General features: G+C 72.3%; 15 protein-coding genes. 8 read left to right on the plus strand and 7 right to left on the minus strand.

Annotated elements, in window-relative coordinates:
• Window positions 1–115: 115 nt before the first annotated feature.
• Together ACIA73_RS18185 and ACIA73_RS18190 are read right to left on the minus strand one after the other, a co-directional pair.
• Window positions 116–736 carry a hypothetical protein gene (locus ACIA73_RS18185; protein WP_399439545.1) on the minus strand — a complete coding sequence of 207 codons (621 nt, stop codon included), beginning with the start codon at window positions 734–736 and terminating at the stop codon, window positions 116–118.
• A gap of 66 nt (window positions 737–802) precedes the next feature.
• Window positions 803–2,038, minus strand: a complete 1,236-nt coding sequence (locus ACIA73_RS18190; protein ID WP_399439546.1) for an ROK family protein — start codon at window positions 2,036–2,038, stop codon at window positions 803–805.
• Between the two features lie 67 nt (window positions 2,039–2,105).
• Here ACIA73_RS18190 and ACIA73_RS18195 point away from each other — a divergent pair, with 67 nt between their 5' ends.
• The 3 genes from ACIA73_RS18195 (at window position 2,106) to ACIA73_RS18205 (ending at window position 4,687) form a co-directional block, all read left to right on the plus strand.
• Window positions 2,106–3,482, plus strand: coding sequence for an MFS transporter (locus tag ACIA73_RS18195; protein ID WP_399439547.1), 1,377 nt, complete (start codon window positions 2,106–2,108; stop codon window positions 3,480–3,482).
• A gap of 99 nt (window positions 3,483–3,581) precedes the next feature.
• Window positions 3,582–3,938 carry an SCO4225 family membrane protein gene (locus tag ACIA73_RS18200; RefSeq protein WP_399439548.1) on the plus strand — a complete coding sequence of 119 codons (357 nt, stop codon included), beginning with the start codon at window positions 3,582–3,584 and terminating at the stop codon, window positions 3,936–3,938.
• A complete protein-coding gene (locus ACIA73_RS18205; RefSeq protein WP_399439549.1) occupies window positions 3,935–4,687 on the plus strand; it encodes a maleylpyruvate isomerase family mycothiol-dependent enzyme in 753 nt (250 codons plus the stop codon). Before ACIA73_RS18200 ends, ACIA73_RS18205 begins: the two co-directional genes overlap by 4 nt.
• 19 nt (window positions 4,688–4,706) lie before the next feature.
• On the opposite strand, the gene ACIA73_RS18210 is transcribed toward ACIA73_RS18205, so the two are convergent.
• The gene (locus tag ACIA73_RS18210) at window positions 4,707–5,126 is read right to left on the minus strand and encodes a MarR family winged helix-turn-helix transcriptional regulator (protein ID WP_399439550.1); all 420 of its coding nucleotides are present in this window, start codon (window positions 5,124–5,126) and stop codon (window positions 4,707–4,709) included.
• Between the two features lie 88 nt (window positions 5,127–5,214).
• Between ACIA73_RS18210 and ACIA73_RS18215 the strand changes: the two genes are divergently transcribed.
• Window positions 5,215–6,780: an MFS transporter gene (locus ACIA73_RS18215; protein WP_399439551.1), complete on the plus strand. Its 1,566-nt coding sequence runs from the start codon at window positions 5,215–5,217 to the stop codon at window positions 6,778–6,780.
• 116 nt (window positions 6,781–6,896) lie between these two features.
• Entirely contained in the window at window positions 6,897–7,136 is a 240-nt protein-coding gene (locus ACIA73_RS18220; protein ID WP_399439552.1) for a DUF6332 family protein, read from the plus strand.
• Between the two features lie 49 nt (window positions 7,137–7,185).
• Here the strand turns inward: ACIA73_RS18220 and ACIA73_RS18225 are convergent, their stop codons facing one another.
• Together ACIA73_RS18225 and ACIA73_RS18230 are read right to left on the minus strand one after the other, a co-directional pair.
• Window positions 7,186–7,851, minus strand: coding sequence for a response regulator (locus tag ACIA73_RS18225; protein WP_399439553.1), 666 nt, complete (start codon window positions 7,849–7,851; stop codon window positions 7,186–7,188).
• Window positions 7,848–9,398 carry a histidine kinase gene (locus ACIA73_RS18230; protein ID WP_399439554.1) on the minus strand — a complete coding sequence of 517 codons (1,551 nt, stop codon included), beginning with the start codon at window positions 9,396–9,398 and terminating at the stop codon, window positions 7,848–7,850. The genes ACIA73_RS18225 and ACIA73_RS18230 overlap by 4 nt, the downstream gene beginning before the upstream one ends.
• Window positions 9,399–9,609: 211 nt before the next feature.
• Between ACIA73_RS18230 and ACIA73_RS18235 the strand changes: the two genes are divergently transcribed.
• Complete coding sequence (locus ACIA73_RS18235) at window positions 9,610–10,059, plus strand: nitroreductase family deazaflavin-dependent oxidoreductase (protein WP_399439555.1); 450 nt, start codon at window positions 9,610–9,612, stop codon at window positions 10,057–10,059.
• A 112-nt stretch (window positions 10,060–10,171) separates the two neighbouring features.
• On the opposite strand, the gene ACIA73_RS18240 is transcribed toward ACIA73_RS18235, so the two are convergent.
• Window positions 10,172–11,416 carry a geranylgeranyl reductase family protein gene (locus tag ACIA73_RS18240; RefSeq protein WP_399439556.1) on the minus strand — a complete coding sequence of 415 codons (1,245 nt, stop codon included), beginning with the start codon at window positions 11,414–11,416 and terminating at the stop codon, window positions 10,172–10,174.
• A 188-nt stretch (window positions 11,417–11,604) separates the two neighbouring features.
• On the opposite strand from ACIA73_RS18240, the gene ACIA73_RS18245 reads away from it, so the two are divergent.
• On the plus strand, window positions 11,605–12,972 hold the full coding sequence (locus ACIA73_RS18245; RefSeq protein WP_399439558.1) for a dipeptidase: 1,368 nt from the start codon (window positions 11,605–11,607) through the stop codon (window positions 12,970–12,972).
• Between the two features lie 132 nt (window positions 12,973–13,104).
• Window positions 13,105–13,803 carry an MBL fold metallo-hydrolase gene (locus ACIA73_RS18250; RefSeq protein WP_399439559.1) on the plus strand — a complete coding sequence of 233 codons (699 nt, stop codon included), beginning with the start codon at window positions 13,105–13,107 and terminating at the stop codon, window positions 13,801–13,803.
• Window positions 13,804–13,860: 57 nt separating this feature from the next.
• Here the strand turns inward: ACIA73_RS18250 and ACIA73_RS18255 are convergent, their stop codons facing one another.
• Window positions 13,861–14,901, minus strand: coding sequence for an NUDIX domain-containing protein (locus ACIA73_RS18255; protein WP_399439560.1), 1,041 nt, complete (start codon window positions 14,899–14,901; stop codon window positions 13,861–13,863).
• Between the last annotated feature and the right edge of the window lie 175 nt (window positions 14,902–15,076).

Raw genomic sequence — 15,076 nt, forward strand, 5'->3', positions numbered from 1 at the left:
GTCGTGCGAGGGGAGGGGCGTCGGTTGCTCCCTTGCGCCCGCTGCTGCGTGCCGCCGGCTGCGGCCTTAGGTCTGTTGCGCAGTCGGCTGCTGCCTTACGTCTGTTGCGCAGTCGTCAGCGCGGTTCCCCGTACCAGCGCCACTTGTCGCGGCGGGGGCGGCCGGGGAGCTCGCCCCGGCCGGTGGCCCAGAGCAGGGTGGGCCACGGCGGGGTGTCGGCGGGGACGTCCGGGAAGAGGCGGTGCAGGGTGCGGGCGCACAGGTCCGCGGGCGGCTCCCAGGTGCCGGGGATACCGAGTCCGCTCGCCAGGTCATGGGTGTGGACGAGGGTTTCGACCACTCCCATCGCGGCGAAGCCCTCGGGGTCGGCCACCCCGAAGACGTGGTGCGCCCTGGCCTCCGGGGGCTTCACGGCGGTGACGGCGTACAGCAGTCCGGCAGCCGCGTCCAGGGCGACGAGCAGCCCCTGGACCCCTGCCTCCCGCTGGGCGCGGACGGCGTTGCCGGGGGCCCCCGGGGTCTCCTTGGTGTAGCGGAACGGCACGTCGATGTCGGTGCGCTCCGAGGCCAGTTGGGCGGCGTAGGAGAAGAGGTCGTCGATCAGGTGCTCGGCGGTCTCCCAGCAGTCCCAGTCGAGCGAACCCGCCTTGGCGCTCCAGTCGGCGCCGTCGGCCCTGCCGAGGGTGGCGAGCGCGACATCGGCGGCAAGGCGGACGTCCGCGGGGGTGATCTTCATGGGCGGACGGTAGCAAGCGGGTGTGCGCGCCAGAAGCCGGGGTTCTGACACAGGCTCCCAGGCTCTTCAGGCGTCCGCTCCCACGGCCAGGCCCCGCAGCGGGTCGTCGAGGACCGGCTGCCACGCCAATTCGGCCGCTCCGACGAGGGAGTTGTGGTCCAGGGTGCAGGGCAGGATCGGTACTCCCCCACTGCGCCCCCACAGACTGCGGTCGGCGACCACCGCGCGCAGCCGGTCCGGGGCTGCGGCGAGCAGTGCCTGGTGCAGTCCGCCGAGGATGATCCGGTCCGGGTTGAGGATGTTGACCAGACCGGCCAGGCCGAGACCGAGGCGGTCGACGAGGGCCTCGGTGGCGCCGCGCACCGCCAGGTCGGCGTACTCCGTGCGGAGCAGATCCTTCGACTGCTGGAGCAGCGAGACCTCGGGGCCCGGGGTGCGGCCGGCCTCCGCGAGGAAGGCGAGCGGGTCGACCTCCACGTCGAGGCAGCCCCGGCTGCCGCAGTGACAGGGGCGGCCCGCGGGGTTGACCGTGAGATGGCCGACCTCCAGGGCGAGGCCCGAACTCCCGCTGTGCAGACGGCCGTCGAGGACCAGGGCACCGCCGACGCCGCGGTGTCCGGTGGCGACGCACAGCAGGTGCTGGGCGCCGCGTCCGGCGCCGTGCCGGTGCTCGGCGAGGGCCGCGAGGTTGACATCGTTGCCGGTGAAGGCGGGGCCCTCGATACCGGCGGCGGCGATGCGCTCGGCGAAGATTCCGCGGACCGGGGAGCCCGCGGGCCAGGCCACGTGGATCGGGTTGAGGGCGGTGCCGTCGGGTTCGGCGACGGCGGAGGGGACGGCGAGCCCGGCTCCGGCACAGCGCCGGCCGGACTCCCTCAGCAGCTGGGCGCCCGCGTCGACGACCGCGCCGATGACCTGGGCGGGGTCGGCGTCGACGACCGCGCAGCCCGGTGCGGTGGCGACGATACGTCCGCCGAGGCCGACCAGGGCCGCGCGGTAGCCGTCGGCGTGTACCTGGGCCGCGAGCACGACGGGGCCACCATCGTCAACGGTCAGCCGGTGCGAGGGGCGTCCCTGCGATCCGGCGGCGGCGGGGCGGGAGTCGACCCGGATCAGCCCGAGGGCTTCGAGTTCGGCGGCGACCGCTCCGGCGGTGGCGCGGGTCACGCCGAGTTCGGCGGTGAGTACGGCGCGGGTGGGTGCGCGACCGGTGTGCACGAGCTCCAGCGCGGGTCCGAGCGCTCCCCGGCCTCGCTCCAACTTCGTTTTGGTGCTGCTCACCCTGGTCCCCTCGCCGTTCATGAGGTGGAGTCTGCCACGCCCCGCACCCTTCTTGCCCTGTTCCAGGAGCCCACCCTATGCTGACTTTGTGCCGAACCTAAACAAAGTCCGGACGGCCGCACCGGGAGGACCGGGCGCAGACCGCGCCGCCCCCTCCCTCTCCCGTCTCCGCACCGTACTGACCCTGTTCTTCGCCCTCGACGGCTTCATATTCGCCGGGTGGGTGGTCCGCATCCCGGCCATCAAGGAGCAGACCGAAGCCTCGGCCAGCACCCTCGGGCTGGCCCTCCTCGGAGTGTCGGCCGGCGCCGTGATCACCATGACGCTCACCGGCCGGCTCTGCAGCCGGCTGGGCAGCGCCCGGGTCACCGTGTTCTGCGGAGCACTGCTGTCGCTGAGCATCGCGCTGCCACCGCTGACTCACTCACCGCTGGCGCTGGGCCTGGTCCTACTGATCTTCGGCGCGTTGTACGGCGGCATCAGCGTCGCCATGAACAGTGCGGCGGTCGACCTGGTGACCGCGGTGCGCCGTCCGATCATGCCGAGCTTCCACGCGGCGTTCAGCATGGGCGGCATGGTCGGCGCGGGGCTCGGCGGGCTGGTCGCGGGCAGCCTGTCCCCGCTGGTCCACCTGTCGGTGCTGAGCGTGATGGGGCTGGCGCTCACGGCGGCGGCGGGTCCGGCGCTGCTGCGGGAATCGCGGAAGCTTCCGCAGATGGGGGCGCTTTCGCAGACAGGGGAGCTTCCGCGGGCGGGGACGCCTCCGCAGCCGGGGACGTCGGGACGTACGGATGACGGCTCGGCGGACGCCGGACCGGCGGAAGGCGCCACGGCGGCCACGGCGGCCACGGAAGGTACCGGGGACCGCACCCCCACCAAGAAGGCCACCGCTCCCGCCACCCGCCGCACCGTCGCCCTCTTCGGTGTGATCGCCCTGTGCACCGCCTACGGCGAAGGCGCTATCGCCGACTGGGGCCCGCTCCACCTCCAGCAGGACCTCGGCGCCCACCCGGGCGTGGCGGCCGCCGGATACTCGCTGTTCGCGCTCGCCATGACCATCGGCCGGTTCACCGGCACCACCCTCCTGGAGCGCCTGGGGCAGACCAGGACGCTGGTGGTGGGCGGGGCCACCGCGGCCTTCGGCATGCTGCTCGGTTCGCTGGCGCCGGTGCTCTGGCTGGCGCTGCTCGGCTTCGCCGTGACCGGGCTCGGACTGGCGAACATCTTCCCCGTCGCGGTCTCCCGGGCGGGCGAACTGGCAGGCCCCAGTGGGGTCGCGACCGCCTCCACGCTGGGTTACGGCGGCATGCTGCTCGGTCCGCCCGCCATCGGGTTCCTGGCCGACTGCCTGTCGCTGCCGCTCGCGATGACGACGGTGGCGGTGCTGGCCGCGGCCGCCGCCTGCCTCGGGCTGCTGGCCCGGCACTCGAAGTCGACGGTGACCGGCTCGTCGGTGGCCGGATAAGGGGCGCCTGGGTACGCGTACTCAGGCGGGGTCGGCGGTACGGGGGCACCCTGTGTGCCAAGGGGAACCTTTCACCGCCGATCCGTCCGGGGGGACGAGATGAAGGCACACCGCCTGCACGATCTCGCACAGCTCACCTACCGCAATCCCGCTTCCAGGGTCTATCTGACCCTGGTGACCGTGGCCGCGCTGTTCGTCACCGTCGACATGCTCCTCATCACGCACGACGACGCCTCGCTCGCGGGGGTCTGGCTGTTCCTGCTCGCGGCGCCCACCGTCTTCGTGTTCCTGATCGGCGGCCATCTGCTCGCCGTCGGCGTGGCCGACTCGGCGGCGTACCTCTATCCGGCGCTGGTGCTGTCCGTGCTGATCCAGTCGTACGCCCTAGGAGCCCTCGTCCACCTGCTGGGAGGCGGGCGCGCTGCTGCACGGGACATGTCACGATCGGCCGCATGAACACCGAGACCCGTCTCAACCACCTCGCGCGTCAGGGCGAGTTGCTGGCCACCGCGGCCGAGACGGCGGGCACGGACGCCACCGTGCCCACCTGCCCCGGCTGGCAGGTGGGCGACCTGCTGCGGCACACCGGAATGGTGCACCGCTGGGCGACCGCCTTCGTGGTCCACGGGTACAAGGAGTACCAACCGGACGGCGGGGAGCCCGACCTGGACGGCGCCGAACTGCTCACCTGGTTCCGCGAGGGGCACGCGGCCCTGGTGGCGGCCCTGCGCGCGGCCCCGGCCGCTCTGGAGTGCTGGACCTTCCTGCCCGCGCCGTCGCCCCTGGCCTTCTGGGCGCGCCGGCAGACGCACGAGACGACGGTGCACCGGATGGACGCCGAGTCCGCCGCCGGCGGCCGCCTCGGCCCCGTCGACCGGGAGTTGGCGCTCGACGGCATCGATGAGCTGCTGACCGCCTTCCACGCCCGCGAGCGCAGCCGGGTCAGGTCCCGCACACCGGGCACTCTGCGGGTGCGGGCCACGGACGGCCCCTCGCCCGCGGTCTGGACCGTCCACCTGTCACCGGACGCCCCGCCCCGTACCGTACGCGACGACGAAGGACCCGCCGACGCGGAACTGTCCGGGCCCGCGGAACTGCTCTACGCGACGCTCTGGAACCGGTTGCCGGCCAGCACTCTCAAGGTCAACGGCGACCTCGAACTCGTCCGCGCCTGGCAGGAGTTGTCCGGCATCACCTGGAACTGACCACGCACGGGGGCGGGCCTCACCTCGTGCGGTCCGCCAGTATCCGCTCCAGCACCGCCCGCTGCCTGGGCCGCACCTCGGCATGGAGGCTGCGGCCCTTGTCGGTCAGGGCCACCCGCACGCCCCGCCGGTCCGACGCGCACATGCCCCGCGTCACCAGGCCGTCCCGCTCCAGCCGCCCCACCAGCCGCGACAACGCACTCTGACTGAGGTGCACCCGGTCGGCGATCTCCTGCACCCGGAACGAACAGCCGCCACCCGGCACCGGCTCATGGCTGTCACCCGCGAGCACATCGAGCACCTCGAAGTCACTGGCACCCAGCCCGAAGGGGTGCAGTTCCCGGTCGAGTTCGCAGACCGTGCGGGCGTGCAGCGCGAGCACACCGCGCCACTGCTCCACGAGTTCGTACTCGGACTTCTCCGGCTTCTTCACTGCCATGGCCGCACGTTAGCAGAGCGTACGCCGTTTGTTGCACAAGAATTAAATGCACTTGCATCTCATGCATGTGCATGTACCTTTGCTGCCCATGACCACTGCGCTCAACACTCCCGATTCCAAGACGAGTTGGAGCCCCCGCCTGTGGGGCACCCTGCTGGTGCTCTGCGCCGCGATGTTCCTGGATGCCCTCGACGTCTCGATGGTCGGTGTCTCGCTGCCGTCGATCGCCGCCGATCTGGACCTCTCCACCGCGTCCCTGCAGTGGATCGTCAGCGGCTACATCCTCGGATACGGCGGACTGCTGATGCTGGGCGGCCGGGCGGCCGACCTGCTCGGCAGGCGCCGCGTGTTCCTGATCGCGCTGGCCGTCTTCGCGGCCGCCTCACTGCTCGGCGGACTCGTCGACTCCGGTCCGCTGCTGATCGCCAGCCGTTTCATCAAGGGCCTGAGCGCGGCGTTCACCGCCCCCGCCGGCCTCTCCATCATCACCACCACCTTCCCGGAGGGCCCGCAGCGCAACCGGGCACTGTCCATCTACACCACCTGCGCCGCGACCGGCTTCTCCATGGGACTGGTGCTCTCCGGTCTGCTCACCCAGTTCAGCTGGCGCTGGACGATGCTGATGCCCGCGCCGATCGCCCTGATCGCCCTGTTCGTCGGCATGAAGCTGATCCCCAGGAGCACCCGCGACGACGCCAAGCACGGCTACGACCTGCCCGGTGCGATCACCGGCACCCTCACCATGCTGCTGCTGGTCTTCACCGTCGTACAGGCACCGGAAGCCGGCTGGGGCTCGCCCCGAACCCTCCTGTCGTTCCTGGCGGTTGTCGCCCTCTTCAGCCTCTTCATCCGCATCGAGAAGCGCAGCGCCAGCCCGCTGATCAGGCTCGGAGTGCTGCGTTCCGGCCCGCAGATCAGGGCCCAGCTCGGCGGCGCGGTGTTCTTCGGCTCCTACGTCGGCTTCCAGTTCATCGTCGTCCAGTACATGCAGTCGCTGCTCGGCTGGTCGGCGCTGCAGACCGCGCTCGCCTTCCTGCCCGCGGGCCTGCTGGTCGCCCTGTCGTCGACGAAGATCGGTGATGTGGTCGACCGGTACGGCACACCGCGGATCGTCGCCGCCGGGTTCCTCGCCCTGGTGATCGGCTACGCCCTCTTCCTGCGCATCGGCCTCGACCCGAGCTACGCGGGCGTCATCCTGCCCTCCATGCTGCTGCTCGGCGCGGCCTGCGCCCTGGCCATCCCGTCGCTCAACATCCAGGCCACCAACGGTGTCCACGACGACGAACAGGGCATGGTCTCCGGCCTGTTGAACACCTCCTTCCAGGTCGGCGGCGCGCTCTTCCTGGCCGTGGTGACCGCCGTCATCACGGCGGGCGGCGAATCCGTCGGGGCCGGCGCGTCCCCGCAGCAGATGCTGGACAGCTACCGGCCGGGGCTGATCGTGGTCACCGGCATCGCCGTCGTCGGACTGCTGATCACCGCCACCGGGCTGCGCACCCGGCGGCCCTCGGAGTCGCTGGTGCTGCGGGCTTCGTCCGCCGATCCGGCCGGGGTGCGCAAGGAGGCCGCCGAGCCGGTCGCCGTACCGGGGCAGGTCGCCGAGCCCGTCGCCGTGGGTGAGCAGGCCGCCGGGCCGGTCGCCGTACGGGACTGAGCCGCACCTCCCGCGCAGTGGGAAGCACGGCCGGTGGGCGAGCACCTTGCCCACCGGCCGTGCGGCGCCGCAGACTTGGCGGTATGACGGGGCGGACGCGGGCACAGAGTGATGCGATGACCATCGAGATCGGGTTCGCGCTGGTCAGTGCGGCCGTTCTGGCGGGCCTCACCTTCCTCGGCGTCGCCGGACCGCCGTATCTGCTGGGCTTCCCCGCGGGGTGGTTCAGGGCGATGTACGTCCTCGGTGGCGTGCTGGCGGTGGTGGTCTTCGTCGTACGGGTCGTGTACGTCCTGTGGCGCTACCAGGGCGCCCCGGGCACGGAGCCGAACGGGCCGGGGCGCACCGACCGGTAGCGCGACGGGCCGGGGCGCCCCCTGCCGGCAGGGTTGCCGTCCCCGGCCGCTACCCCAGCCAGCCCGGTCGCACCAGCCCCGACTCATAGGCCAGGACGACCAGTTGGGCCCGGTCGCGGGCGCCGAGTTTGACCATGGTGCGGCTGACGTGGGTCTTGGCGGTGAGAGGGCTGACGACCAGACGGCGGGCGATCTCCTCGTTGGACAGACCGATGCCCACCAGGGCCATCACCTCCCGCTCACGGTCGGTGAGTTCTCGCAGCACACCGGCCTCGGCCGGCTCCTTCGACCGGGCGGCGAACTCGGCGATCAGTCGACGCGTCACGCCCGGCGAGAGCAGCGCGTCACCGTCCACCACCGCTTTCACCGCCCGCACCAGTTCCTCCGGCTCGGTGTCCTTGACGAGGAACCCCGAGGCCCCGGAGCGGATCGCCTCGAAGACGTACTCGTCGAGTTCGAAGGTGGTGAGCATGACCACCTTCACCCCGTCGAGGGCCGGGTCCTCGGTGATCCTGCGGGTGGCTGCGAGGCCGTCGAGATGCGGCATCCGGATGTCCATCAGGACCACGTCCGGGCGCAGTTCGCGCACCAGCCGCACGGCTTCCTCGCCGTCGGCGGCCTCCCCGGCGACCCCGATGTCGCCCTGCGCGCCGAGCAAGGCCCGGAATCCGGCCCTGACCAGCGCCTGGTCGTCGGCGAGCAGCACCTTGATCACGACGTTCCCTCTTCCTCTGTCCTTGGTGAAGCCGGTACGTCGGGTGTCCGTGGGGTGTCCGGTACGTCGGGTGTCCGTGGGGTGTCCGGTACGTCGGGTGTCCGTGGGGTGTCCGGTACGTCGCGCGGGGCCGCGCTGAGCGGAAGGTCTGCCTCCACCCGGTAGCCCCCGTCCGGGCGCGGGCCCGCGTCGATCGTGCCACCCAGGGCGGCGGCCCGCTCCCGCATTCCGGCGAGTCCGTTGCCGCTGCCGCCCGCGTCGTCGCCGGTGGCCGGTCCCGCGTCGTCGATGCGCAGGCGCAGTCCGGACGAGGTGTGGGTGACCGTGACGTCGGCGGTGCGGGAGCCGGAGTGCCGGACCACGTTGGTCAGCGCCTCCTGGATGATGCGGAAGGCGGCGAGGTCGGCACCCGGCGGGAGCCTGCGCACACTGCCGGTGGTCCCGGTGCGGACCGTGAGTCCTGCGGCGGCGGCCTGTTCGACCAGTTCGGGGAGCCGGTCGAGGCCGGGGGCCGGGGCGCGGGGCGCGTCGCCGGGGCCACGCAGCGAGTCGAGCACCTGGCGGACCTCGCCGAGCGCCTCCTTGCTGGCGGACTTGATGGTGGTGAGCGCGGAGCGGGCCTGTTCCGGGTCGGTGTCGAGCAGGGCGAGGCCCATGCTCGCCTGAACGTTGATCACGGAGATGCTGTGGGCGAGTACGTCGTGCAGTTCGCGGGCCATCCGCAGGCGCTCCTCCTCGGCGCGGCGCTTCTGGGCGGCGGCCCGCTCGGCGCGGGCGTGCGCCCACTCCTGGCGTTTCACCCGGACCAGTTCCGCGCCGGCCAGGATCGCGGCCGTCCAGGCGGCCGGGCCCAGACCCTCGCCCCAGGAGACGGGGCCGTCGCCCGCCGGGGGCAGCCATCGGTAGAGCCAGTGGCCGATGAGCAGATGCCCGGCCCACAGGGCACCGAGCGCACTCCAGGCGGCGATGCGGTGACCGTGCACCACGGCGGCGAAGCAGCCGAGCGCGACGGTGAGGAAGACCGGACCGTACGGATACCCGGCCCCGAGATAGACCAGCACGGAGCCGGTGGCCGCGAACACCACGGGCACCGGCCACCGGTGACGCCACAGCAGAATGGCGGGCCCCAGCAGCAGCAGTGCCCTGGCCAACGCGTCGATGTGCACCCGGTCGTGCTGCATGCCCGCGGCGAACCGGGACCCGACCAGCAGCACCACGGCCAGCACCGCGGTCGTCACCCACGGCAGTCCGGCGACCCCGCTGTGCCGCCGGACCGGGCCCGCCTCCCAGTGCCGGGCCCAGCGGGGCGGACCGAAGTGCGGTCCGGAGCGGGGCGGACCGGAGTGCGGTCCTGGCCGGCCGCCCCGCGCGGGGCCGGAGGCGAACTCGGACGGCGAACCGCAAGGGGGGCCGTCCGGGAAGCCGGATGCCGGGCCGGGCCTGCCGCGCCCACGCGGGTGGGCGCCGCCCCGGCGGTTGCGGGCACGGCTCCCGCCCCGGTCCGGCCGCCGGGGCGGGCGGCCTGCGCTTGCGTCCTGTGGCTCCATGCCGCTCACGCTAAGGGGGAAGCAGTGGCCACGGCGTCGGCCCGGCGGCGTGATCACCCGTACTCCCGCAGGAGTACGTCCCAGGAGTACCCGCACGACGGGAGCGTTGCGGTCCCCTCTGCCGCAAGATGTCTCCGGGCCTTTTCCCTGACGGCCGCCGCCCCGCCGGCCGGCCCGCTTCCCGGCCCACCCGTCGAAAAGAGGATCCGCCATGTCCGCCACCCACTACATCCGTCCCAGCCGCTTCGGCAGCCTCCTGAACGGATCAGTCGGCTGGCTGGCCCGGCACGGTATCAGCGTGCTCGGCACCGCCGAGCTGTCCGTGCGTGGCCGCAAGAGCGGGGAGTGGCGCAGGGTCCCGGTCAATCCGCTCCCGTACCGGGGCGGCCCCTATCTGATCTCCGCCCGGGGACACTCCGAGTGGGTGCGCAACATGCGTGCGGCCGGCGGCGGAAAGCTTCAAGTGGGCCGCAGGACACAGGAGTTCACCGCCGTGGAGGTGGCGGACGACGAGAAGCCGGTGATCATGCGGGCCTACCTGAAGAAGTGGGGCTGGGAGGTCGGCCGCTTCTTCGGCGGGATCACCGCGAACTCCACGGACGAGGAACTGCTCGCCGCCGCCCACAAGCACCCGGTCTTCCGCATCTCCGTCACCCGGTAGACCCGGCCGCCCGTAGCAGTACCCGCGCAAGCGGCCCGCCGGGCCTCAAGGGCCCGACGGGTCGGATGCCCGGATGCCGGGGGCACCGAGGGCGGCGCGGCTACGACCGTGGTCAGCCCTCGTCGGGCCGGTGCACCGCGTTCAGTGCGCGCTGGGCCATCGGGTGCATGCGGACCAGTTCACCGAGGGTGGTCTGGCCGCGGGTGATCCGCGCGAAGGCCCGCCAGGCCGGGCGGACCGAGGTGAGGGCGGCGTGCAGCAGTGCCGGGTGGCGTTCGAACTGGGTGAGCATGCGCTTGCCGACCCCCATTTCGACACCGAGTCCCGCCTTGATGGCGAAGGCGTAGTTGAGGGCCTGGCGGCGGGCGTCGACCGCGTCCTGGGCCTCGGCGATCCGTACCGCCCACTCCCCCGCCAGCCGTCCGGAGCGCAGTGCGAAGGAGATGCCCTCGCGGGTCCACGGCTCCAGGAGACCTGCGGCGTCGCCGCACACCAGGACCCGGCCGCGGGAGAGCGGTGAACCGGCGGCCCGGCAGCGGGTCAAGTGGCCAGAGGACACGGAGGGTTCGAAGCCGGCGAGGCCGAGGCGGGCGATGAAGTCCGTCAAGTACTGCTTGGTGGCGGCCCCTTCGCCCTTCGAGGCGATCACCCCGACCGTCAGGGTGTCGCCCTTGGGGAACACCCAGCCGTAACTCCCCGGAATCGGGCCCCAGTCGATGAGCACCCGCCCCGCCCAGTCCTCGGCGACCGAGGCCGGCACCGGGATCTCCGCCTCAAGACCGAGATCCACCTGGTCGAGTTCCACCCCGACATGAGCCCCTATCCGGCTGGCGCTGCCGTCGGCGCCGACCACCGCCCGCGCCAGAACGGTCTCCCCGTCGGACAGGACGACGGCCGCGGTGCGCCGGTCGGGTACCGCCGAGCCGTGCTGCTCGACCTTGGCTACGGTGGCACCGGTGCGCAGCACCGCGCCCGCCTTGGTCGCCGTCTCCACCAGTGCCTGGTCGAACTCGGGCCGGTTGATCAGCCCGAAGAGCATCTTCTTCGACCGTCTGGTGCGCGACCGCTTCCCGTCGAGCGAGAAGGTCACCGCGTGGATGCGGTCCCGCAGCGGAATGACGAAACCGGGCGGCATGCTGTCGCGGGACGGGCCGATGATGCCGCCGCCGCATGTCTTGTAGCGGGGCAGTTCGGCCTTCTCCAGGAGGAGCACCCGCCGCCCCGCGCTGGCCGCCGCGTACGCCGCGGAGGCTCCGGCCGGTCCGGCCCCGACCACCACGACGTCCCACACCGGCTCGCCGTCCTCGCCCGATCCGGGTCCGGTGTTTGCTGCGGCATCTGCGTTCTCGCTGCTCACGATGTGCTTCTGCTCCTGATCCGAACCGTGGCCATGCTTTCCAGCGGCATCCTACGGCGCGGCGAAGTACAGGTCCGCTGTGGGAGGATCGGTCATGTCTTCGCCGTACACACACCTGTCCGCGAAGCACGCACCGGAACAGCCGCAGGACCCCCCGATCCGCCGTCGCACCCACAAGGAGCGTGCCCATGACCGCCCGCCACCCGATCGCCACGTCCGTTGCCTCGCTGATGCCCCGCGCCAAGTCGGAGCTCGCCGAGTTGGTGGCCTTCCAGTCGGTGGCGGACCCGGCACAGTTCCCGAAGAGCGAGTGCGAGGCCGCCGCGAACTGGTGCGCGGACGCGCTGCGCGCCGAGGGCTTCACCGAGGTCGCCCTGCTCGACACTCCCGACGGCACCCAGTCGGTGTACGGCTTTCTGCCCGGTCCCGAGGGCGCGCCGACCGTACTGCTCTATGCGCACTACGACGTACAGCCGCCGCTGGGTGCCGACAAGTGGGTGTCGCCGCCGTTCGAGCTGACCGAGCGCGACGGCCGCTGGTACGGGCGTGGCGCGGCCGACTGCAAGGGCGGGTTCATCATGCATCTGCTCGCGCTGCGGGCCCTGAAGGAGAACGGCGGCGTCCCGGTCTCCGTGAAGGTGATCGCCGAGGGTTCCGAGGAGCAGGGCACCGGTGGTCTGGAGCGGTACGCCGAGGCGCACCCCGACCTGCTCACCGCGGACACCGTCGTCATCGGTGACACCGGCAACTTCCGGGTCGGCCTGCCGACGGTCACGGCGACGCTGCGCGGCATGACGATGCTGCGGGTCACCCTGGACTCCCTTGAGGGCAACCTGCACTCGGGCCAGTTCGGCGGGGCCGCCCCCGACGCGCTCGCCGCCATGATCCACCTGCTGGCCTCGCTGCGCGCCGCGGACGGCTCGACGACCGTGGACGGCGTTGAGGCGGACGGGACTTGGGAGGGTCTGCAGTACCCGGTGGACGAGTTCCGCGCCGATGCGAAGGTCCGGGACGGCGTCGAACTGATCGGCACCGGCACGGTCGCCGACCGCATCTGGGCGCGCCCCGCCGTCACCGTCGTCGGCATCGACTGCCCGCCGGTGGTCGGCGCCACCCCGTCGCTCCAGGCGAGTGCGCGGGCGCAGATCAGCCTGCGGGTGCCGCCGGGCCAGGACGCCACCAGGGCGACCGAACTGCTCACCGCGCATCTGCACGCGCACGCACCGTGGGGCGTCAAGGTCACCGTCGAGCAGGTCGGGCAGGGCCAGCCCTTCAAGGCGGACACCTCCAGCCCGGCGTACACCTCGATGGCCGACGCGATGCGGGTCGCCTACCCGGGCGAGGAGATGCAGACCTCCGGCATGGGCGGCTCCATCCCGCTGTGCAACACCCTGGCCGCGCTCTACCCGGAGGCGGAGATCCTCCTCATCGGGCTGAGCGAGCCCGAGGCCCAGATCCACGCGGTGAACGAGAGCGTCTCCCCCGAGGAGCTGGAGCGCCTCTCGGTGGCCGAGGCCCTCTTCCTCACCAACTACGCGGCCTCGAAGAAGAACTGACGCTCCCTCACCCCGGGCCCGGCAGGACGGCGGCCCGGCAGGACAGCGGCCTGGCAAAGATCAGCGCTGGGCGAACTATGCGCAGAGCGAAGAATCCTGCGGCGGGCGTACGGCATCTCGTACGTTCGCCGCATGGACCTCGTAGAGATACTTCCGCAGCTCCACATGCTGCGCTTCCCCATCGGACAGGCCTATCTCTGGCGCGACGGCACCGAGCTGACGCTGATCGACGCGGGCCACCGGGACGCCGCCGCCGACATCGAGGCGGCGATACGGAGCCTGGGCGCGGACCCCCGCGAGCTGCGCCGCATCGTGCTGACCCACTGCCACCGCGACCATGTGGGCGCCGCCGAGGAGCTGGCGGAGCGGTATGGCACCGAGGTGCTGGCGCACCGGCTGGACGCCCCGGTGATCCGTGGGGTCCGGGCGACCCCGGATCCCCAACTCCTCGACTGGGAGATCCCGTTGTACGAGCACGGGCTGACCGTGCTGCCCGCCCCGGCCACCCGGGTGGACCGTGAACTGGAGGGCGGGGAGGTGCTCGACTTCGGCGGCGGCGCCCGCGTCGTCCACTCCCCCGGCCACACGGACGGCTCCCTCTCCGTCCATCTGCCGCACCACGGGGTGCTGTTCACCGGTGACAGCATCGCCGCCGTGGGCGAGGTGATGCTCGGAGTGTTCAACGTCGACCGCGAGGAGGCACTGGCGACCATGCGCCGGCTGACCTCACTCGCCCCCTCCGTGGCCTGCTTCGGCCACGGAGACCCGCTGACGCAGGACGCCGCCCGGCTGCTGCTCGAAGCCGCGGAGCGGGCGTCGGCGGCAGGGTGACGGCGAGGGGCCCGACCGTCGTGGGGAACCCCCGGCGTGCCGGGGCAGCCGTCCCGCTCAGCCCACCGGCACCCCCGCCTCCAGATTGAGCACGGTCCCGCGCTCCCGGGCCCGCAGCGCCCAGCGCAGCCGCTCGTACCGTTCGGCGGGCAGCAGTCCGGCCGCCTCCTCCTCGGTGACGAACCGCCATTCACGCAACTCCGGTCCGGGCAGCGCCACTTGGCCCGCCTGCTCGCCACCGAGCCGCCCGCCGTCGAAGAGCATCCGCAGCCCGCCGAAGCCCGGCGGCCTGGGCGGCTCCCAGTCGACGACCAGCAGGGTGGGCACCCGTTCCAGACGTAGCCCCGTCTCCTCGGCCACCTCCCGCACCCCGGCCCTGGCGGGCGCCTCGCCGCTCTCCACGACACCGCCGGGAAACTCCCAGCCCGGCTTGTACGTCGGGTCCACCAGCAGCACCCGGTCCTGCGCGTCGAACAGCAGCACCCCCGCCGCGAGGGTCTCGGCCGCCGGTGGCGGGGTCTGCACTATCTCGCAGGGTCCGGCGGCTCCGGTCCGCACCGCTGCCGCGATGGCCTCGGCGGCCTCGCAGGGGGTGATCCGGCTCGTGTCGACGGTATGCGCGTCCGCACTGATCCAGCCCAGCGCGGACCGGTACGGCTCGATGTGGTCGTACGCCCACTGGCGCACCCGCACCTCGGCGTCCGCCGCGCTCATGCCGGGCTCCTCACGGGCCGCGATCCGCTCCCGCAGGATCGTTTCCTCCACGTGGAGCAGCACGTGTCGCACGGGGATCCGGCGCGAGGCGAGCCCACCGAAGATCTCGTCCCGGTACTCCTGCCTCAGCAGTGTCATCGGCACCACCAGCACCCCGCCCACTTCGGCGAGCAGCGCGGCAGCGGTGTCCACGACGGTCCGCCGCCACATCGGGAGGTCCTGGAAGTCGCTCACCTCGGCGAGGCGCTTGGCCGGCAGCAGGTGCCGCAGACCGGCGCCGGTCACCTCCGGGTCGTAGAACGTGCTGTTCGGGATCAGCTCGATCAGTTCGCGTGCGGTCGTGGTCTTGCCCGCCCCGAACGCACCGTTGACCCAGACGATCACGGTTCCCCCTCTGCCGTAGCCCCCAGTGGACTGCCCGCAACACCCTGCCACGAATAGCGGGTCCGGCGGCATGGTGCCTGCGACCGTTCGCGCACACAACCGTGTCCTTCCTGTGGCCCGGCGCGGGCAACGCTGCCAAGGCCGCACGGCGTCGATGCAGATACGGGGGCGCCTG

Source organism: Streptomyces sp. NPDC051561 (assembly GCF_044454195.1).
In the GTDB taxonomy this organism is placed as follows: Bacteria; Actinomycetota; Actinomycetes; order Streptomycetales; family Streptomycetaceae; genus Streptomyces.